This window comes from Limnobacter humi, assembly GCF_024518835.1.
GTDB classification, from domain to species: Bacteria; Pseudomonadota; Gammaproteobacteria; order Burkholderiales; family Burkholderiaceae_B; genus Limnobacter; species Limnobacter humi.
Genome location: NZ_JANIGO010000003.1, coordinates 300,267 through 319,811 on the forward strand (window position 1 = coordinate 300,267; position 19,545 = coordinate 319,811).

At 57.3% G+C, this 19,545-nt stretch carries 17 protein-coding genes; 13 read left to right on the forward strand and 4 right to left on the reverse strand.

Features of this window, described 5'->3' with window-relative positions:
- Positions 1-139: 139 nt before the first annotated feature.
- The 3 genes from NQT62_RS10750 to NQT62_RS10760 all read left to right on the forward strand — a co-directional run bounded on the left by NQT62_RS10750 (position 140) and on the right by NQT62_RS10760 (position 2,417).
- Positions 140-1,033: an alpha/beta hydrolase gene (locus NQT62_RS10750; protein WP_256764701.1), complete on the forward strand. Its 894-nt coding sequence runs from the start codon at positions 140-142 to the stop codon at positions 1,031-1,033.
- Between the two features lie 144 nt (positions 1,034-1,177).
- The gene (locus tag NQT62_RS10755) at positions 1,178-1,453 is read left to right on the forward strand and encodes a hypothetical protein (protein WP_256764702.1); all 276 of its coding nucleotides are present in this window, start codon (positions 1,178-1,180) and stop codon (positions 1,451-1,453) included.
- Positions 1,454-1,523: 70 nt separating this feature from the next.
- Positions 1,524-2,417 (forward strand): NAD(P)-dependent oxidoreductase, encoded by an 894-nt coding sequence (locus tag NQT62_RS10760; RefSeq protein WP_256764703.1) that lies wholly within the window; start codon positions 1,524-1,526, stop codon positions 2,415-2,417.
- A 356-nt stretch (positions 2,418-2,773) separates the two neighbouring features.
- On the opposite strand, the gene NQT62_RS10765 is transcribed toward NQT62_RS10760, so the two are convergent.
- Entirely contained in the window at positions 2,774-3,730 is a 957-nt protein-coding gene (locus NQT62_RS10765; protein ID WP_256764704.1) for a CysB family HTH-type transcriptional regulator, read from the reverse strand.
- A gap of 143 nt (positions 3,731-3,873) precedes the next feature.
- Here NQT62_RS10765 and NQT62_RS10770 point away from each other — a divergent pair, with 143 nt between their 5' ends.
- The 8 genes from NQT62_RS10770 (at position 3,874) to NQT62_RS10805 (ending at position 14,572) form a co-directional block, all read left to right on the forward strand.
- Entirely contained in the window at positions 3,874-4,671 is a 798-nt protein-coding gene (locus tag NQT62_RS10770; RefSeq protein WP_256764705.1) for a sulfite exporter TauE/SafE family protein, read from the forward strand.
- Positions 4,672-6,351: a nitrite/sulfite reductase gene (locus tag NQT62_RS10775; RefSeq protein ID WP_256764706.1), complete on the forward strand. Its 1,680-nt coding sequence runs from the start codon at positions 4,672-4,674 to the stop codon at positions 6,349-6,351.
- The gene (locus tag NQT62_RS10780) at positions 6,351-6,863 is read left to right on the forward strand and encodes a DUF934 domain-containing protein (RefSeq protein ID WP_256764707.1); all 513 of its coding nucleotides are present in this window, start codon (positions 6,351-6,353) and stop codon (positions 6,861-6,863) included. The genes NQT62_RS10775 and NQT62_RS10780 overlap by 1 nt, the downstream gene beginning before the upstream one ends.
- Complete coding sequence (locus NQT62_RS10785) at positions 6,860-7,609, forward strand: phosphoadenylyl-sulfate reductase (RefSeq protein ID WP_256764708.1); 750 nt, start codon at positions 6,860-6,862, stop codon at positions 7,607-7,609. The genes NQT62_RS10780 and NQT62_RS10785 overlap by 4 nt, the downstream gene beginning before the upstream one ends.
- 26 nt (positions 7,610-7,635) lie before the next feature.
- Complete coding sequence (gene cysD / locus NQT62_RS10790; protein ID WP_256764710.1) at positions 7,636-8,547, forward strand: sulfate adenylyltransferase subunit CysD; 912 nt, start codon at positions 7,636-7,638, stop codon at positions 8,545-8,547.
- Positions 8,548-8,614: 67 nt separating this feature from the next.
- A complete protein-coding gene (locus tag NQT62_RS10795; protein WP_256764711.1) occupies positions 8,615-9,964 on the forward strand; it encodes a sulfate adenylyltransferase subunit 1 in 1,350 nt (449 codons plus the stop codon).
- A 56-nt stretch (positions 9,965-10,020) separates the two neighbouring features.
- On the forward strand, positions 10,021-10,803 hold the full coding sequence (gene cobA / locus NQT62_RS10800) for a uroporphyrinogen-III C-methyltransferase (protein WP_256764712.1): 783 nt from the start codon (positions 10,021-10,023) through the stop codon (positions 10,801-10,803).
- Between the two features lie 61 nt (positions 10,804-10,864).
- A complete protein-coding gene (locus NQT62_RS10805; RefSeq protein WP_256764713.1) occupies positions 10,865-14,572 on the forward strand; it encodes a hypothetical protein in 3,708 nt (1,235 codons plus the stop codon).
- Here the strand turns inward: NQT62_RS10805 and NQT62_RS10810 are convergent.
- From NQT62_RS10810 to lptF, 3 genes are read right to left on the reverse strand one after another with little or no spacing between them, the layout of a single operon-like run.
- Positions 14,523-14,933: a sirohydrochlorin chelatase gene (locus NQT62_RS10810; RefSeq protein WP_256764714.1), complete on the reverse strand. Its 411-nt coding sequence runs from the start codon at positions 14,931-14,933 to the stop codon at positions 14,523-14,525. The two genes, NQT62_RS10805 and NQT62_RS10810, sit on opposite strands and share 50 nt — an antisense overlap.
- A 4-nt stretch (positions 14,934-14,937) precedes the next feature.
- On the reverse strand, positions 14,938-16,185 hold the full coding sequence (gene lptG / locus NQT62_RS10815; protein WP_256764715.1) for an LPS export ABC transporter permease LptG: 1,248 nt from the start codon (positions 16,183-16,185) through the stop codon (positions 14,938-14,940).
- On the reverse strand, positions 16,182-17,318 hold the full coding sequence (lptF, locus tag NQT62_RS10820; RefSeq protein ID WP_256764716.1) for an LPS export ABC transporter permease LptF: 1,137 nt from the start codon (positions 17,316-17,318) through the stop codon (positions 16,182-16,184). Before lptF ends, lptG begins: the two co-directional genes overlap by 4 nt.
- Positions 17,319-17,580: 262 nt before the next feature.
- On the opposite strand from lptF, the gene NQT62_RS10825 reads away from it, so the two are divergent.
- Together NQT62_RS10825 and NQT62_RS10830 are read left to right on the forward strand one after the other, a co-directional pair.
- Positions 17,581-19,101: a leucyl aminopeptidase gene (locus NQT62_RS10825; RefSeq protein WP_256764886.1), complete on the forward strand. Its 1,521-nt coding sequence runs from the start codon at positions 17,581-17,583 to the stop codon at positions 19,099-19,101.
- A 19-nt stretch (positions 19,102-19,120) separates the two neighbouring features.
- On the forward strand, positions 19,121-19,543 hold the full coding sequence (locus tag NQT62_RS10830; RefSeq protein ID WP_256764717.1) for a DNA polymerase III subunit chi: 423 nt from the start codon (positions 19,121-19,123) through the stop codon (positions 19,541-19,543).
- Positions 19,544-19,545: the final 2 nt, after the last annotated feature.

Sequence of the window (19,545 nt, forward strand, 5' to 3'; positions counted from 1 at the left end):
AGTTTGGGATCAGTGGCGGATTTGGCCTAAAAATTGGACTTTTTGGGTCCTTTCAGGTATGTTGTACCCCTTGTTTTGGTGCAGTGCACTGTGAAATGCGCGCACCTTCCGTCCAACCAGCCCTGTCTGAAGTGCCCCGATGGCCGACTCCAAAGCCTTGAATGCTGACAACCGCAGTGAATCGCGCGGCGACAACCAGCCGGACGTGGCCTGGCTCGAAAGCCAGTACAACGTGCGCGCCTACCTCACCGAGCACCCAAAAATTTTTGCCCGTTGGGCTGAGTTGTCGCGGTATGCCCGCTTTGACCTGGATGGTCATTGGAACCTGTATTTCGGTGAGTCTGAAGCAGAGACCGTGGATGTGATTCCCGGGAAACCCGGCAAACCCCTGTTGATCTACATTCACGGCGGTTACTGGCGCTCGCTGGACAAATACGACTTCACCTTCCTGGCCAAACCCTATGTGGCACGCGGCTACTCGGTGGCCCTACTCAATTACGGGCTGATCCCGAAAGTCACCATTGAAGATTGCGTTCGTCAAACCCTGCGTGGCATTGAATGGCTGTACCGCCAAGCCGAGCGGTTTGGTTACGATGCCAACCAGATTGTGGTGTGCGGCCATTCAGCCGGTGGGCACTTGGGCGTGATGAGCGCCTTGGCATTCTGGCCCTTGTGGGCGTCCGACCTACCCCAGGACGTGGTGAAATCGGTGATTGCCATTTCCGGCATTTACGACTTGAGCCCGCTGGTGCACACCCCGTTCATCCAGAAAGACCTGAAACTGAACCAAAAGCGCACCCGCATGGTGAGCCCGGCTCTCATGCCCAAGCCCACCATTCCAGTCCACTTGGCGTTTGGCACTGAAGAAACCGATGCCTTCAAGGAACAAAGCGCTTACCTGGCTGCACATTGGGGTCTGAACCCTCCCTTGCAGGTTCAAGCCAACCACCTCAACATCGTGGACCAGATTGCAGACCCACACAGTGACCTGTTTATGCTGATTCAAAACCAGTTGCTGCTACCTTCGCACTAAACGGCAATACCCCCCCGCCTTTTGCACCCATTCCCCTCGGAATGGGTGAAACTGAACGGGGAATCCCCCCATGTTCGGGACAACAACCACCCAAAGCCTGCCGTATAAATGAACTGTGCAGGCAACGCAGCATGGGAGGCGAACATGGCACTCACTCTGGCATACCACAACACCCGGTCGGACCACCAGTTCAACTACCCAGACGGGCATACCCTGATGCGCAAGAAAACCCTGCGCCAAACAGCAAAGCTATTCAAGGTCGGGTGCAAAGTACTGGTTGACCACACACCGGCCACCATCATTGCATACAACATTGCGGAATTTGGCCGCTGGATTTCCACCAGCCACCCTGTGATGGCCAAACTGGACAATGGCGACGTCGTGTATTGCCGCTTGAATGACCTCGCCTTCGCCGTGTAAGCCAGGCAGGCGTTCAGCAGATTCACCCAACGATTGACGCACCCTGCGCAGCGCCGTCTATAATCGGCGCATGAGCAATCACACTTTTCCAATCGGATTTATTGGCCTGGGCAATATGGGCTCGGCCATGGTGCGCCGCTTGTGTGCGGCCGGCTACCCGGTGCACGGCTGGGCCCGCAGCGCCCACACCCGCTTGGCACTGGAAGACACGCCAGTCCGATTTCACAACACCATCGGCGAGCTGTGCCAACAGGTCCGGGTGGTCGCCCTGAATGTGACGCGCACCGAGGATGTTCAAGCGGTGCTGTTTGATGAAGGTGGCGTTGTGGCCAACGCCGCCCACGGTACCACCCTCATCGACTTCAGCACCATTGATGCCGCAGCCGTGAAGGACTTTGCGCCAACCCTGCGAGCACGAGGGCTGGAATACATCGACTGCCCAGTGTCTGGTGGGGTGACTGGCGCAAAAGCCGGCACGCTGTCCATGATGGCTGGCGGCTCCCGCAGCGCATTTGAGCCGCTGGTCCCCATGCTCAAACAGTTGGGCAAAACCATTCGTCATGTCGGCGACAGTGGTGCCGGTCAGGCCATCAAGGCAGCCAACCAAATGGCGCTGTGCATCCAGTTGGTCGGCATTGCCGAGGCCATGAACTATGCCCTGGAACAAGGGGCCGAACTGTCTGTGGTTCTCGAACTGCTGCAGGCCGGGCTGCCAGCCAGCCGAGTGCTGGACTGGGCCGGGCCGCACATGGTGGAAGGGTTTACACGACCACCCACCATTGAAGCCCACCTGCACGCCAAAGACGTGGACATGGTGGCACAGGCTGCGCGCGCCCAAGGCTTACATTTGCCATTGCTGTTCAAAACGGCTGAGCTGCTGAATGAATTGATTGCAACCGGCCCCAAAAGCCAGGACACCGCGCGGGTGTTTGAGCTGGTGCACCGGCATTTGCGGGGTTCTTAAAGCCATTACCGCGCAGGCCGCCCCAGCAACACCGGTAGCCCGTGCCGAACGCCCCCCGAAAAGTAAAGGTTGCCCTGCGCATCTCGAACCGGACCGATAACTCGCCACTGCGTGGCTCAAACATCTCGGTCCGTTTGTTCGAATGCTGTGCGGGTCAAACCGATCGGAGGGCTGACTGTTCGGCGCCGGGCACACCGGCATTGCTGGAGCGACCTCAGCGATCGCGAGGCTCAGGTTTTGAACAACAGATTGGCCGTCGCCAAGGGGTGTGAATGCGCAGGGCGGAGCAGGACTCCGATGCAAACAGTGAGCATCCTGCGGAGTCTAGGACTGGCACAGAAATAGAGGGGCCGACATCAAATGTCGTACGCCTGCCCACCCCCCATCACGCGTTCAATCAACTTGGGCGTCAACATGGGCGCAAAGGTGCCAATAAACTCCACCATCAGCGTTCGCATGAACACACCCTGCCGCAATGCAATGCGCGTGGTATTGCGGCCAAACAGGTGGTCCACCGGCACGGCCACCAGGTGTTGGTCTTTCATGGCATCAAAGGCCACTTCGGCAATAATGCCCACCCCCAGCCCCAAACCCACATAGGTTTTGATCACATCGGCATCAATCGCTTCCAGCACTACTTCCAGTTCTACCCCCGCTTTCTTGAAGGCCGCATCAATTTTTTTCCGGCCTGCAAAGTGGGTCTCGTAGGTAATAACGGGCAAGCCCTTGAAGTCGGCCAGCGCCATTTTTCGGGCTCCGCTGCCCTGAAAATCCTGAAGCCACTCCCCATCGGCCGGCGCAATGGCCACATGGCCCCAGTCATAGCAGGGCAATGTGACCAGATCAGGCTCATCGGCCAGGGCCTCGGTGGCCACAGCCAGATCGGCCTGGTCTTTGCGCACCCAATCGGCCAATTGCTCGGGGGTGCCCTGCAGCAAAATCAGTTTCACCTTGGGATACTTTTTTCGAAAGGCAGCCACCGCTTGTGGCAACACATAGCGGGCTTGTGTGTGGGTAACTGCCACCGTCAACTGCCCACTTTCACGGGCAGCAAACTCCTCGCCCACGCGCTTGATATTCTCCAGTTCCGCCAGCACGCGCTCACAGGCCTGCACCACCAGTTCACCAGGTGGCGTCAAACCCTTGATGCGCTTGCCATGGCGTTTGAAGATCTCGAAGCCCAACTCCTCTTCCAGCTCAATGATGGCTTTGGACACGCCCGGCTGGCTGGTGAACAAGGCCTTGGCCGCGTCGGTCAGGCTGAAATTGTGGCGAACCGCTTCTCGAACAAAGCGAAGTTGGTGCAAATTCATGGACTTGAAACACTCCGGGTGGCCGTGGGGCGCACCAACAAGCTTTATTCCCCAGGGGAATAAATAAATGGAAATACTATCGTTTGAATTATAAGGCCCTGCCACTACACTGCAAGTCCTTGAAACTGGATTGCGAGCGGCTTGTGCCTTTTCATTTTGACTTGGTCTACGTGGCGTCGGGTTTGGCTGTGGGTTTGCTGGTGGGTTTGACTGGCGTGGGCGGCGGCTCACTCATGACCCCTCTGCTAACCGTGCTGTTTGGCGTACCGGCGACAACAGCCGTGGGTACCGACCTGGCTTTTGCTGCCATTACCAAAGGCGCGGGCACCGTGGTGCACCGACTGCGCAACACCGTGAACTGGCGGGTGGTGGCCCTCATGGCCTCCGGCAGTTTGCCAGCTTCCATCACCACGATTTTTGTTCTGCACAGCCTGGATATTCACGCAGCGGGCAAAGGCAGCCCCATGGACCTGTTCATTCGCTGGTCAATTTCCATTTGCGTGATGCTGACCGTGTGCGCGCTGCTGTTCAAACCGCGCATCCTGAAGTGGATTGAAACCAACCCCAAGGCACAATTGAAGGACAGCACCCGCAAAGTCACCACCGTGGTGGCATTTGCCATCATCGGCACGCTGGTGACGGTGTCGTCGATTGGCGCTGGTGCGATTGGGGCCATGGTGCTGGTGATGTTGTACCCCACCATGAAGTCGGCCGAGATTGCAGGCACCGATATCGCGTATGCTGTGCCCCTGACTGCGGTGGCGGCTTTCGGCCACTATGGTTTGGGCACCCTTGATTTCAGTCTGCTGGGCGCGTTGCTGCTCGGCTCCATCCCCGGTATTACCGTGGGCAGTTATTTAAGTCGCGCAGTGCCCGAGAAGTTTCTGCGCGGGGTTTTGGCCACCACCCTGACTGCTGTGGCCGCCAAACTGGTGATGTAAATGTACAAGTACGATGATTATGACCGTGCCCTCGTTCGCGAACGCGCGGCCCAATTCCGCAACCAGACCGAGCGCTACCTGAAGGGCGAATTGAGCGACGATGAATTCCGTCCGCTGCGTTTGCAAAACGGTTTGTACATTCAGCGACACGCCCCCATGCTGCGCGTGGCTGTGCCCTATGGCCTGCTGGGCGCGCACCAGTTGCGCAAACTGGCGGACATTGCCGACCGCTATGACCGCGGCTATGGCCACTTCACCACCCGCCAAAACATTCAGTACAACTGGCCAGCACTGGAAAACGTCCCCACCATTCTGGAAGAATTGGCCAGCGTTGAAATGCATGCCATCCAGACCAGTGGCAACTGCATCCGCAACACCACCAGCGACCCGTTTGCCGGCATCGCCAAAGACGAGCTGGTGGACCCCCGCCCATTCTGCGAAATCATTCGCCAATGGAGCACTTTCCATCCCGAATTCTTGCACCTGCCCCGCAAGTTCAAGATTGCGGTGAATGGCGCCATTGAAGACCGGGCTGCCGTGCAGGTGCACGACATTGGCGTTAACCTGTCCCGCAACGCTGCTGGAGACGTGGTAGCCCAAGTGTTGGCTGGCGGTGGCTTGGGCCGCACACCCGTGATTGGTTCGGTGTTGAAAAACGACCTGCCCTGGAATGAACTGCTGACTTACATTGAAGCCATCATGCGCGTTTACAACCGCTATGGCCGCCGCGACAACCTGTACAAAGCCCGCATCAAGATTTTGGTGCGCGCCATTGGCCCGGAAGAATTTGCCAAGCAGGTGGATGAAGAGTGGCAACACATCAAAGGTGGTGTGAGTGTGATTCCACAAGCTGAGCTTGACCGCATCGCAGCCCACTTTACAGCGCCTTCATACAAAGTATTTTCCGCTGAGCAAGTGGCCACCGTGCATGCGCAGATTGCCGGCCTGCGTGCCACCCACAAGGGCTTTGACCGCTGGTTGGTGCGCAACGCCCGCGAGCACCGGGTGCCCGGCTACGTGGCTGTTAGCATTTCGCTCAAGCGCCCCGGTGTTGCCCCCGGTGATGCAACCTCGGCTGAAATGCGCTTGGTGGCCGACCTGGCTGATCAGTATTCATTCGGTGAATTGCGGGTGACACACGAGCAAAACTTTGTGCTGTCCGATGTGGCCGAAGAAGACCTGTTCGACCTGTGGAGTGTGCTCAAGGAACACAACCTGGCCATGCCCAACATTGGTTTGGTGTCCGACATCATTGCCTGCCCCGGTGGCGATTTCTGTGCCCTGGCCAATGCCAAATCCATCCCGATTGCGCTGGCCATCCAAGACGCTGTGGACAATCTGGACTACCAGTTTGACCTGGGCGATATCAGCCTCAACATTTCAGGTTGCATTAACAGCTGTGGCCACCACCACATTGGCAACATCGGCATTTTGGGTGTGGATAAAAACGGCGAAGAGTGGTACCAGGTCACCCTCGGTGGTCGCCAGGGCAACCACGCCAGCATCGGCAAAGTGATTGGCAAATCCTTTTATGCCGAAGATGTGCCCGGCGTGGTTCAGAAAATTCTGAATGTGTATGTGGCCAACCGCCATGAAGACGAACTGTTCATCGACACGCTGGAGCGAATCGGCCTGGATCCCTTCAAAGACCAGGTGTATGCCAACCAGGAGGCCGCGTAATGTCATCCATCATTGTTAAACCCCTGAATGGCGAAGCTTGCATTGCAGCCGATGACTTCACCGTGGTTGAATTGGATCAAACCATTCCGTCCACTGGCAAAGTGCTGGTGAATATTGCCGTGTGGCAAGCGCAGAAAGATGCACTAAAAGCCCGTGCACAAGCCGGTGAACTGGGCGTGTGGCTGAGCCCGGACGACAACCCGGAATTGCTGGCTCACGATGTGAGCCTGCTGCCCGTGGTGGCCTTCCATTTCCCGGTGTTCAAGTTTGGTCAGGGTTACTCGGGGGCGGTCTTGCTGCGCAGCCGGTACGGTTTTCAGGGCGACATCCGCGCCTATGGCGATATTTGGCGCGACCAGTTGTTTTACTTGGCCCGTTGCGGCTTTACGCAGTTTGACATCAAGGATGGCAAATCGCTGGAAGACGCACTGTTGGGCTTCAAGGACTTCACCGTGCCCTACCAGACCAGTGCCGATGGTGCACTGCCGATTTTTACGCGGAGGGCGGCATGAACGCCCCATTGACGGAACAGGTGATTGCCGTATTTCGCGGCCCCCACCAGCCGGACACCGACATTGTCACCAAGGTGCAGTTGCTTGAAACCCTGCTGACCCAAGCCGCACAAGAATTCAAACACATTGCTTTGGCCAGCAGCCTGGCCGCTGAAGACAATGTGCTGTTTGACGTGATTGCCCGCCTGAACTTGAACATTCGCGTGTTCAGCCTGAATACCGGCCGCTTACACCAGCAAACCCTCGACGTGGCCCCGGCCCTGCAAGCCAAGTACGGTCGCACGGTGGAATGGTACGAGCCCAAAGCCGATGCTGTGGCCACCTATGTAAGCCAGAAAGGGGCCGATGCGTTTTATGACAGCATCGAACTGCGCAAAGAATGCTGCGGCATTCGCAAAGTGGAGCCCCTTGCACGGGCACTTCACGGTGCGCAGGCCTGGATTACTGGCCAGCGCCAGGCGCAGGCTGCCACCCGCGCAGCCCTGCCTGTGCGGGAATTCGACGCCGACCGTGGCATTGAAAAATTCAACCCTTTGGCCGACTGGTCGGAAGCCGATGTGTGGACGTATATCCGCCAATACAACGTGCCAGTGAACGCGTTGCATTTTGAAGGGTTTCCGTCCATTGGCTGCGAACCCTGCACGCGGGCAATCACTGTGGGCGAAGAGATTCGCGCTGGACGCTGGTGGTGGGAAGACCCCACCAGCAAGGAATGCGGACTGCACAACGCCAACCTGAAACGATAAAAGTTACCCTCATCACGAGAACCACCATGAGTACCCAAATTCATTCGATGTCGCACCTGGACTGGCTGGAAGCCGAGGCCATTTACATCATGCGAGAAGTGGCCGCCGAATGCGCCCGCCCTGCCCTGCTGTTCTCGGGTGGCAAAGATTCCATCGTGATGCTGCGCATCGCCGAGAAAGCCTTTCGGCCCGGCAAGTTTCCATTTCCCCTGGTGCACATTGACACCGAGCATAACTTTCCGGAGGTCATTGAATTTCGCGACTGGAAAGCGAAGCAACTGGGTGAAGAACTGATTGTGCGCTCGCTGGAAGACTCGATGAAACGCGGCACCATCCGCTTGCCGCACCCTGAAGCATCGCGCAATGCCTTCCAAAGTGTCACCTTGCTGGAAACCGTGGAAGAATTTGAGTTCGATGCCCTCATGGGCGGAGCCCGTCGGGACGAAGAAAAAGCCCGCGCCAAAGAACGTATTTTCAGTTTCCGGGACAGCTTTGGCCAATGGGATCCGAAAAGCCAGCGCCCTGAACTTTGGGACTTGTACAACACCCGTGTGCACAAGGGTGAGCACATGCGCGTGTTCCCCATTTCCAACTGGACTGAGCTGGATGTGTGGCAATACATTGAGCGTGAAAAGCTGGAGCTGCCCAATATTTACTACGCCCATGAACGCGAGGTGATTGAGCGAAATGGCTTGCTGGTACCCATCACCGAGATGACCCAACCCAAAGCGGGCGAAACCGTGACCACCCGCACTGTGCGCTTCCGCACGGTGGGTGACATTACCTGCACCTGCCCTGTGGCCAGCACGGCAGCCAACCCAGCAGAAATTATTGCTGAAACCGCGGTGACCGACATCACTGAACGTGGGGCAACCCGCATGGACGATCAGACCTCCGAAGCCTCCATGGAGCGCCGCAAGAAAGAAGGTTATTTCTGATCCGCTAGGCTCAACACCAGGCTCAACGTGTGAGCCCGCCCCACGAGATGAATTTGAGATGAACACCATGAACGCAATCAACGAAACACTGAAGCTGACCACCCAAGACCATGGCGTGTTGCGCTTCATCACCGCAGGTTCGGTGGACGATGGAAAGTCCACCCTGATTGGTCGCCTGCTGTTTGACAGCAAGGGCATTTTTGCCGACCAGTTGGCCGCCATTTCCAAAGCCAAGCACAAGCGTGTCGCCGGTGATGCGATCGACTTTTCACTGCTGACCGATGGTCTGGAAGCGGAACGCGAGCAAGGTATTACCATTGACGTGGCCTACCGCTACTTTGCCACGCCTGCGCGCAAATTCATTGTGGCCGACACACCAGGCCATGAGCAGTACACCCGCAACATGGTCACCGGCGCCTCCACGGCCGACGTGGCCATTGTGTTGGTGGACATTACCCGCGTTGCATTTGAAGCAGGTGCAGACGGCTTGAAGGCCACCCTGTTGGCCCAAACCAAGCGCCACAGCGCGATTGCCGGAAAGCTGGGTTTGCCCGCCATTATTTTTGCAGTCAACAAAATGGACCTGGTGGACTTTGACCATGCCAAGTTTGTGGCCACCGAAAAAGCTGTGCGTGAACTGGCCAACACCGTGGGTGTGGCTGAGGCTTATGTGCTGCCGATTTCGGCCCTCACCGGGGACAATGTGGTGACTGCCAGCAGCAAAACCCCCTGGTACACCGGCCAGCCCCTGCTGCCCATTCTGGAAAACATTCCCAGCCGTGCCGACCGTGCTGAGGCCCAGCATGCGGTTGGCCTGCGCTTTCCGGTCCAACTGGTGGCCCGCCACGATGGTCACAAAGCTGACGACTTCCGTGGCTACATGGGCCGCATCGAAGCGGGCTCGGTGAGCGTGGGCGAAACCGTCGTGATTCACCCATCCGGCCAAAGTGCAGTGGTGTCCAAGATTCTGTTCCACACCCAAGAATTGAGCACCGCCCACCAGGGCCAGTGCATTACCTTGGTGCTAGACCGCGACGTGGATGTGTCCCGCGGTGACCAGATTGTGAGCAGCACCGACACCGCCAGCCATGCGCCGGTGAAGGCATTGACCGCCGACATTTGCTGGCTGGACAATGAACCCCTCAACTTGGCGCGCAAGTACTGGATCAAACAGACCACCCGGCAAACACAGGCCAAAATCAGCGCAGTCAACCAAGTGCTGGACATTCACACCCTGCTGCATGGTGAAAGCACCAAAACAGTGCAAATGAATGACCTGGCCCGCATTGACTTGGTGCTGGCCCAACCGCTGGTGGCCGATTTGTATGCGGAATGCCGCGGCACTGGCAGTTTTATCCTGATTGACAGTGCCACCAACCAAACTGTGGCGGCTGGCATGATCGTTGCAAAGAACTGAGCAGACGACCCTTCACCCGGTTGTTGGTTGCTTGGTTCTAAATAGGGACTTTTGAGATGGGACGCATTGCATTGATTGGCGCAGGGCCAGGCGCGGAGGACTTGATCACCGTGCGTGGCTTGCGTTTGCTGATGCAGGCAGACTGTGTGTTGTACGACGCACTGGTCAGTCCCTCTCTTCTTTCAAACGCCCGCCCGGATGCAAAGTTGATTGCGGTGGGCAAACGGTGCGGAAAGCTCTCCACCGCTCAACACTTCATCAACAAACAGCTGGTGGATGCAGCCAAAGAATTTGAACTGGTGGTTCGCCTGAAAGGTGGCGACCCCATGGTGTTTGGCCGGGCCGATGAAGAAATCACGGCCTTGCACGACGCAGGTTTTGAGGTGGAGGTGGTGCCCGGCGTGACCGCGGCGCTGGCGGCTGCCAGCAGCCTGAAAACATCACTCACACTGCGCGGTGTAGCCCGCAGCCTGACCCTGACCACGCCGGCAGTCGGCGTGAGCGAAACGCCCAGCACCGAACTGTTTACCGGCACCGAGAAAGACACGGTGGCTGTCTACATGGGCCTACGGCAAGCGGGCCCCTGGGCCCAAGCCTTGCTCGACCAGGGCCGCAATGCCCACACACCCGTGGTGTTGTGCGAGAGTGTCTCCCTTCCCAATGAACGCTTCACGCCGCTAACACTGGGTGCCCTACCCGGCTTTTCTGCCGAACAACTGGCCGATGGCCCATGCTTGATCCTGATTGGCGAGGCACTGTCCAAGGCCACCCAACGGCTTGACAAACTGGCCTTGCAAGGCCTTCAAGCAGCCAAAAACAGCCAGCGCAAGCACGCCTAACCCACAGCCGCTGAACTACCGGCTGCACGCGGTTACGAAAAGGGTTTGACCCGGTTGTGTCATGCCCATCACAGCGCCAAGCGCCCCCACCACGCGAATTGACGCGTTTGAACTGGGAGATCGCCCCCACCAACAGCGATTGCCATACCAACCCGTCAACGGGGTGTTGGACCGTGCATTGACTTTGCGCAGTGGACCTCAGTCAACGATTCGGGGTTTCCGGCTGCGGGATTTGCTCGAATTTCTCAAAATACCAACCCTGGCACTCAAAGGTTCATCGGTATTCACCTACCGGGAGCCAGCCCCGCTGCAGGACATTGACCTGCAAATACCCGCTGGCGATTGCATGGCGGCCGATTGGCCTCAACAAACGTTGTCAAACATTCGCGCGTTTTTTCAACAGCAAGCCACCAAACGGGGTGAATTGTTGGACAGCAAAACCTTGGATCGATTGGTCCGAATCAGCCGGCTCGCGTCGCAAGACGGAAACACCTGGAAACGGGTGGTGTTCAGTTTGGGGTACGGTCAACCATCGCCAGGCCATTCCAGTGTGGACGTGACATGCAGTCGAGACAACACATTGGGCTACGACACGCTGAATGCATCGCGTGCACTGGTGATCCGTCGGGCCGAGTGCTCGGTGGTACAAACCGATGTGATCAGCCCGCCGCTGCTGGCTTGGCTGAATCGCCACGGATATCTGTGGTTCAACCCACAGATGGAAGGCGGCCTTCGGCGCCTGAATTATCGCCTTTCAAAAAATGACCGATCCGTCTGTTTGCAACCAGCCATTTTTCAACACTTTCTCGACAAAGCGGACCCCAATGAACTGACTGATGTGCTGATTCACCTGCTACACACTGCGGTTGAGGTGCCAGGCCCAAGGGCTGAGGCCATGGCCAGGATATGGCGCGGCTTGCTCAACCATTTGAGCACCTTGCAGGGCGAGGCACAGAACACGCTGGCGGAGTCAATAACGCAAGGGCTGTTGGAGTGGACTGGAACCGCCGATTTGATGATGCTGGGCAATGCGCTGGAGTCAGAAAACAACCTTGCGCATGTTCAGCATCTGCATCAGGCTTGCACCCGGGCGTTGAATCTTCGGACCGATATCCGCACATGGCTGCAACAACACCCGACACTGGCGCGAAAAGCCATCCGCGATCACGGTCAACAGGCCATGCGGGTTGAGCTGGTTCAACCCGCCGATTTTTTCGAAGCGCTGGACAGTTGGGTACACCTGGGCGACATTCCCGAATCCGAACTTGTTCAGGTGCTTCGACCGCTGGCCGCCCATTGGCAACAGCACTTGCAGACTGAATACCAGCAACGGGCAACCCACCTGCTCGGCTGGCTGGATGGCGATCTGCCCTTGGGCCTGTTGTGTTGGATGGACCGCATTCCCACGCATCGCCGACGAAACCCCGCCACAGAGCACACGCAAGCCCTGCTGCCAATGCTGAAAGCGATTCTCGAAGATGGCAAATTACGTCAATCGTTGCCCGCCGCGATTTGGGACATCGCTTGGCCCAAAGTACATTTACAGGAGTTGGCTGAACACATCGAACAACAGGTGCATTCGCCCAGACAGGCCGAATTCGGTCGCATGCCCTGGAATGGTTTGCTGATCACGCTGATTTTTCATCAACGCCTGGGCGTGCTGGCCGAGCAAATGCACCAAGTGGTGAGCAACAAGAACCTAGCGTGCTCTGATGAGATGTGGTTTGAAGCTGCATTTTTGCACAACATGAGCACCTGGAGCTTTCAAACACTGGCCAACCAGCCATTGCCGCCCTTGCTGAAACATGCCCTGGTTCAACAAGGCAACACCTATCGGCTTCAGTTGCTGGACCATGCCGAACCCGTGGTGTGGAGCGAAGATGCACTGCGTGGGCAAATCAAGACATCCAGCACCGGGGCGAAAGTACACTTCTGCCTGCGAGACGGCCCCACTTGGATACACACCACCTTTCCGGACAAACCCAATCGACGTCACCGCATATTCTGGAGCGACCAAGGGCAGGTCAGCATCCAGGGACGAGAAATCCACACGAGTGCTGATCAGCGCCTGATGACGCAAATGAAGCACCTGACACCCACGCAACGTGAATGGCTCGACAAAGCCACGCCGCTGATCCAACAGCTCACAGGCCACACGCCCACGCCCGACAATATCGTTCAAGCGGTGGGGACCGTTGATGAGCAGGCGATGTTGCGAGCCCGAAACCCGGCCGAGGGGCTCATGGCCTTGCAGCAAGGCGAAATTTGGCTGCTGGCCGGAGAAAAAACACCCTGTTTTTGCATCCAGATTGATCAAGGGAAACCCAGTGTGTGCCGGGTTGAAACACGAACCGGCTTGTTCAAGGTGAGTCACAGCTATCAGGTAACCAGTGAAAACACAACGCCGCTGCAGGAACTTTCCCAGCCTGAACATGTTGGGCGCTTGCAAACAAAGGGCACGTTGATCACGACAGAACTGCCGTATTTGGGCGGCACTCAACTGCAGGCTGCGCATTGCCTGCGTGAATTCGACTTCGAACACCAGCAGTTTGGGGACGAATGCTTGCTCCTTGCACAGGACGGGCTTCGGTATGCATGGCAAGGCAAGCTGAACGCAGCCGGGGCCCTGCTGCATGATGGACAACTCAACATACCCGGTGTGCTGGCGCAACCTCTTGCGCTGCGCCAGCAACGGGATGGCCACACCATGCCCATGGAGGCCATTCCACTGATGGCTGAAATCCTGGAGACCAATCCGGACATCGCCCTGCAATTCAAACCGCATGTTCATGATGCCGATGAGGGCTCACCACCCCATGGCTTTGAAGGGTTTGTGGTCAATGTGGGCAGTGCGGTGATGCAGTTCAAAGGCTATTTCAAGGCCAATGGACGCGGCGTTGGGCATCTGTATCGGCTGGATCGCCAGGGCGATATTATGATGCTGAGCGGCGGCTTTCTGCTGCGACAACCCGATGAGGTTCATGACATGGCGGGCCTTGAACAAACGGTGATGCATGCCTCGGGATTGACCATCGCTTTGGTGGATCACGCCACTCAAACGCCCACTGGCGTGCTGATGCCACACGGCCATTGCACCATCAAAACATTTCCGGCCGACCGCAGCAAGGCCAGCCTTGTGCGCCATGAACTGTATTTCGCGGGGTGGCGCAGCGCTCTGCGAGGGCTGGAAAATCCGGTCAAGCCGCTGGATGCATCCGGCTCGCTCCAACACCTGCTGGGAACCGGACGTAATGGGGCAGGTGGGCTCACCCTGAGCGTGTTTGTCATTCATCCAACCGACGGCGGGCCAGATTACGTGACCTCATTTCCGCTGAACTTCACCCAACAAACCAATTGCATCCACCACTTCAGTAACCTCAACGGATTTTATGCGGCGTGGACGATGGAAAAGGACATTTGCAAACATGCCCGCTTGATGTGGCCCAACGGCTTGCAGCTCAACTGTGGCATTGCACAGTACGGTGGCTACTTCAAACCAGACAAAATGGGCAATGTGCAATTCAATGGCCTTTGTGTGGCATTCAAGATGACAGCCGATGAGCGAATCACCACACTGACACCCCGCGATGAACCCACCAAAGCGTGGATGATGGACAAAGGCATTTCGCCACAATCCGTCAAAGGACTGCCCGATCTGATTGCCCGGATCAGCAACCAACAACTGGATTGGGAAACAGATTGCCTGCCGGATTTGAAGATCAGGGAGCTGGATGCGATAAAGGACCAGCGGCGGACGTTTGAAGCATGATTTCGTCTGCAATGGCGAGCCAGACTGCATCCCATTGACCCACTGCAGCCGTGGCTGTGATCTGCAATGCCGGGTGCTGCTGATTCAGCGTGGCCAGCAATGCGGGAAAGTCATTTTTGAGGTGTCCACCTTTGCCGAAAAAAATCGGTACGATCTGGATCTGCGTGGCCCCATGCTCTGCCAGTTGCTGAACACAGTCTGGCAATGATGGTGCCATGAGCTCAAGGAATGCAAGCTCAACCAGGGCGCCTGGGCAGCGCTCCCGCAGCATCTGTTGCAAATGCTTCATGGGCTCAGCCCACTGTGGATCACGGGCGCCGTGACCGAACAATACGATGGCAGGATTGGTGTTTGTCGTCATGGCATTATCGGGTTGAAACGTTCGCAGGGCGCTTGTTGAACAAACGTTCAACCAGGCGCCAAGGTGCCGGCTGGGAAACCCACCACAAGGAACCCATGCCCAATACAAAACCAATCACGGTGGGCATGCTTGCGCTGAGGAAAGGGGGCAGACTCGCCACCATGCTGAGGTGGGAAAACAGGTTGTTGACCAGGTGAAAACCCACGCCAATCATGATGCCGACGAACACCTTGACGCTGACGCCACCGGAGCGGAAATGCAGGTAAGCAAACGGCAGCGAGATCATCATCATGATGAGGATGGCAAACGGATACATCACTTTTTTGGCGAAGGCCAGATCGATGTTGTCGGTGGCTTGTTGATTGCTTTTGAGAAAGCGGGAATAGTTGTAAAGCTGCCAGGCGCTCATGCGGTCTGGCCGAACAAACAAGCCTGTCAACAGCTCTGGCGCCAGATTGGATTTCCATCGCAGTGTATCTAGGGTTTGCACTGACGAGGCTTGAATAGTCAGCCCTGCTTTGGCAGCGCGGTCGTTGGGCACCGCTGTATCAAAGTAGCGTTGAATGCGCACACCGGATAGCGTCCAGTCCCTTGTGTCATTGTTGTAACTGGCTGACGCTGCCCGCACCCATTGGCGGATGCGGTTTTCGGCATCCATTTCGTAATATTCCACTTGCTTCAGATCGCCATCACGGTCAAAGCCACCAAAATTGACAAACCGAACGCGGGTGCCCGTTTCCGGTGACTGGTCGGTGTCCCGCAACCAATACCCACTGCGAAAATCCCGATCCACCTCAAAGCCCAATGCCTTGGCGCGCATGGGCACCGCTGCACGCTCGGCCGCGGGCGCAACACCTTCACCAAACAGCACCGTGAGCAACACCACGCCCGAAGCAATCCGAATGATGAGTTTGAGCATCATGAGAGTACTCATGCCGGCAGCCCGCATGGCAGTTAATTCGCTGCTGGCTGCCAACTGCACCAACGCATAGATGGAACCGATGAGGGCGGCAATCGGTGCTATTTCGTATACGCGTGCCGGCAAACCCAGAAAAATCGCCACCGTGTAGTACAGCCAGCTGGTGCCGGGTTGGCTTAAACGGTCCACCTCGGCAATCAGGTCGAAGAATGCAAACAACCCCACAAAAGCCACCATCACGAAGCTGATGGACTTGTACAGTTCTCGGCGGAAATAGCGCAGGATGGACTTGGGCACTTTGAATGACTGGTCGGCCATCTGGTTCAAGTTCATGGCTTGATCTCCTGATTGCCCACCACATCATCCAACTGCAGTTTGGCAGACGCCGGACGCCGGAACCAGGCGGCACCAGCGGGACGGTTTCGGCGAACCAGCAAGAACCAAAACAGCAGCAGTACAGCCAGGTGTGGCAAGGCCAGTGCCAGCCAGAAGTCCAGCTTGCCTTTGCTCACCATGCTTTGTGTCACTGAGACCACATTGCTGTAGGTAAGGTAAATCAACAGGGCGAAAACCTGGTTGAGGGACTGGCCCCCACGCGGATTGACAAAAGCCAGCGGAATGGCGAGCAAACCCAAAACCAGCGCAGACAGGGGCAAGCTAATGCGCCACAGCAATTCAGCCCGCGCGGGTAGCGAGGTGTCGGCAATAAGGTAGTCCACTCGGCGATGTTGGAGCTGGTAACTGGGTGCGGCGCCCAGGGTGTTGTCAATGGCCACGCCGTAGGTTTCGAATTCTGTGCTGGTGAAGCGCTTGCCGGTGCCATCCAGTGCAAACCGGCGGCCTTCACTGAGAACAAGGTAGGGTTGTCCGTCAGCATCGATTTCAACCTTTCCCCGCGAAGCCGACACGATGGTGCGGTTTTCACCCTTGGCGTCGACCACAAATACGTTTTCAACCTGCTTGGTGAGCTCCGATTGCCGCTCGACAAAAAACACACGGTTTGCATCGCCCGACTCTCGGAATTGACCCGCACTCACCTTGCTGACATCGCTGCGCTTGGCAAACCGGTCTTTTGCAGCGTCCAGCTCGGCCTTGGCCCAAGGGGTTAGCCACACGGAACACGCCAAGGCCAGCACGGTCAACGGAATCGCAAACCGGATCACGGGTCGAATCAGGGAATGCAGCGACAGACCCGATGCAAACCAGGCGGTCATTTCCTGCTCCTTGAAAGCGCGGGACACCACGCCCATCACGGCGATGAACACCGTAATAACCAGTGCCGCTGGCAAGTACTGCAAGCCGCCCAACAAAATGAGCATGAAGACTTCCGCATTGTCCACCGTACCGCCGGCCGCCTGCCCCAGGGTGCGAACCAGCACGGTGGTGACAATGATGGTGAACAGGGCCACAAAAGTGGCACCCGCTGTTTGCGCGAAATCTTTTCGAAAGGACGATCGAAACAGCATGCGTGGCAGGCAACGCCCACGCGCGCCTTTCCGGGGTTTGAATAATGGTAGATTGTCTCATGCAATTGTTTTTGATGGCTGCAGACCCGCTTAAAATAGACACCGATCCGGTTGCGACTGCCTGCAGCCCATTTGGAGGAAAGGAATTCCCATGACAGTGAACACACCCACCAACCCCCGAGGCAAAGCCGTCAAGACTGGAGCCGTCAAAACAGCCACCACAAAAAAAAGCACGCCGAGCAGCAAAACCACGCCACCGCCGATGTTCAGTTTCAAAGCCGGCAGCGGTGCCACGGTCAAGGTGAGCTCAGGCAACCCGGTGCCCGGCAAAGGCACCGATGTCGCGGTGGTGGCGGTGTTGAAAGACGGTACCCTGAGCGCGGCTGCCAAGCGTGCGGACGTGGACACCGATGGTTTGATTTCCGCTGCCTGCAAGCTGGACCCCCAATTGGGCAAAGCCGGCAGCCTGAGAACCGTGTTGAACACCGGTAGCAATGCCGGCGTGGCCGCTTATGTGCTGGTGGGGTTGGACGATGTTGAAAAGCTGACGGCCAAAGCCCTTCGAAAAGCCACCGATGCCGCGTGTAGCGCGGTCAAAGGCCTAAAACCGGGGAAGGTGTTTTTTGCACTGAACCAGGAACTGCCGAACGGTGGCGATGATGAAGAGGCAGCCAGCCTCTGCGCGCGCACCATCATCGAGCACTTCTACACATTCACGGCCTGCCGCAAACAGGATGAAGAGCCTGCGGTACTGCCTGCCTTTGAATTGGCCGCCACCAAATCAACAGAGAAAGCGGTCGACAAGGGGGTACGGATTGGTGTGGCGGTGGGCACGGGCATGCAACTGGCCAAAGACCTTGGCAACCTGCCCGGCAATATCTGCACGCCCAACTACCTCGCCGAGACCGCCAAGGCCATGGCCAAACAGCACAAGTTGGACGTGGATGTGCTGGACCACAAAAAGATGGAAAGCCTGGGCATGTTCAGCCTTTTGTCGGTGGGCAAAGCCTCCAGCGAACCACCCAAACTGATCGTGTTGAAGTACACGGGCGCCAAAAACCCCAAGGAAGCACCGGTGGTGCTGGTGGGCAAGGGCATCACATTTGACACCGGCGGGATTTCACTCAAGCCCGGTGCCAACATGGATGAAATGAAATACGACATGTGCGGTGCTGCCAGCGTGCTGGGCACCATGAAAGCGGTGGCTGAACTGAAGTTGCCAATCAACCTGGTGGTGGTGGTGCCCACGGCAGAGAACATGCCCGCCGGCAACGCCAGCAAACCCGGTGACATTGTGGTGTCCATGAGTGGCCAAACCATCGAAATTTTGAATACCGACGCCGAAGGCCGCCTGATCCTGTGTGACGCGTTGACCTATGTGGAACGCTTTAACCCGGCCGCAGTGGTGGATGTGGCCACCTTGACTGGTGCCTGCATTGTGGCCCTGGGCCACATCAATAGCGGTTTGTACAGTCCGCAAGATGACCTCGCCGATGAACTGCTGGACGCTGGCAAGCGCGCGCTGGACACCGCCTGGCGCATGCCGCTGGACGAGGAATATCACGAGCAGCTGAAAAGCAACTTCGCAGACATGGCCAACATCGGTGGGCCACCCGCCGGTAGTGTCACTGCCGCTTGTTTTTTGCAGAAATACACCAAAGCCTATGACTGGGCGCACCTGGATATCGCTGGCACAGCCTGGCACTCTGGCAAGGCCAAGGGCGCCAGTGGTCGTCCGGTGCCCCTGCTGACGGAATTTGTCATGGGTCGCGCAAAAGGTTGAAGCAGAGGAATCGCCAGCCGTGACCAGAATCGACTTTCATCTCAACGTGGCCGACCACCTGCTGTACACCTGTCGACTGGTTCGCAAGGCCCATGGCAGTGGGCTCAGAGTGGTTTGTTTCAGCACCCGCCCCGAGGTGCTGGAGCAGTTGGACCAGTTGATGTGGACTTTTTCCGATGAGGATTTTTTGCCCCATGTGGTCACGGGTCACCCTGGCATTACCGAGACGCCGATTGTGCTGACCGACAAAGCCGACGACGTGGTGCATCACGACTTGCTCATCAACCTGGATGAGCAGTGGCCGCCATTTTTTTCCCGATTCGAACGCCTGGTCGAAATCGTTGGCCTGGACGAAGACCACAAGGCCTTGGCTCGGCAGCGTTACAAGTTCTACAAGGACCGTGGATACCCACTGAATACCTTTGACCGTGCAGGAGCATGACC

Excerpts from the sequence above, each read along its gene's own strand:
- NQT62_RS10750 (WP_256764701.1), top strand. The coding sequence starts at position 140 with ATGGCCGACTCCAAAGCCTTGAATGCTGACAACCGCAGTGAATCGCGC.
- NQT62_RS10825 (WP_256764886.1), top strand. The coding sequence starts at position 17,581 with ATGTTCAGTTTCAAAGCCGGCAGCGGTGCCACGGTCAAGGTGAGCTCA.
- NQT62_RS10755 (WP_256764702.1), top strand. The coding sequence starts at position 1,178 with ATGGCACTCACTCTGGCATACCACAACACCCGGTCGGACCACCAGTTC.
- NQT62_RS10775 (WP_256764706.1), top strand. The coding sequence starts at position 4,672 with ATGTACAAGTACGATGATTATGACCGTGCCCTCGTTCGCGAACGCGCG.
- NQT62_RS10780 (WP_256764707.1), top strand. The coding sequence starts at position 6,351 with ATGTCATCCATCATTGTTAAACCCCTGAATGGCGAAGCTTGCATTGCA.
- cysD (WP_256764710.1), top strand. The coding sequence starts at position 7,636 with ATGAGTACCCAAATTCATTCGATGTCGCACCTGGACTGGCTGGAAGCC.
- NQT62_RS10760 (WP_256764703.1), top strand. The coding sequence starts at position 1,524 with ATGAGCAATCACACTTTTCCAATCGGATTTATTGGCCTGGGCAATATG.
- lptF (WP_256764716.1), bottom strand. The coding sequence starts at position 17,318 with ATGCTGTTTCGATCGTCCTTTCGAAAAGATTTCGCGCAAACAGCGGGT.
- NQT62_RS10785 (WP_256764708.1), top strand. The coding sequence starts at position 6,860 with ATGAACGCCCCATTGACGGAACAGGTGATTGCCGTATTTCGCGGCCCC.
- NQT62_RS10765 (WP_256764704.1), bottom strand. The coding sequence starts at position 3,730 with ATGAATTTGCACCAACTTCGCTTTGTTCGAGAAGCGGTTCGCCACAAT.
- cobA (WP_256764712.1), top strand. The coding sequence starts at position 10,021 with ATGGGACGCATTGCATTGATTGGCGCAGGGCCAGGCGCGGAGGACTTG.
- lptG (WP_256764715.1), bottom strand. The coding sequence starts at position 16,185 with ATGAACTTGAACCAGATGGCCGACCAGTCATTCAAAGTGCCCAAGTCC.
- NQT62_RS10805 (WP_256764713.1), top strand. The coding sequence starts at position 10,865 with ATGCCCATCACAGCGCCAAGCGCCCCCACCACGCGAATTGACGCGTTT.
- NQT62_RS10810 (WP_256764714.1), bottom strand. The coding sequence starts at position 14,933 with ATGACGACAAACACCAATCCTGCCATCGTATTGTTCGGTCACGGCGCC.
- NQT62_RS10795 (WP_256764711.1), top strand. The coding sequence starts at position 8,615 with ATGAACGCAATCAACGAAACACTGAAGCTGACCACCCAAGACCATGGC.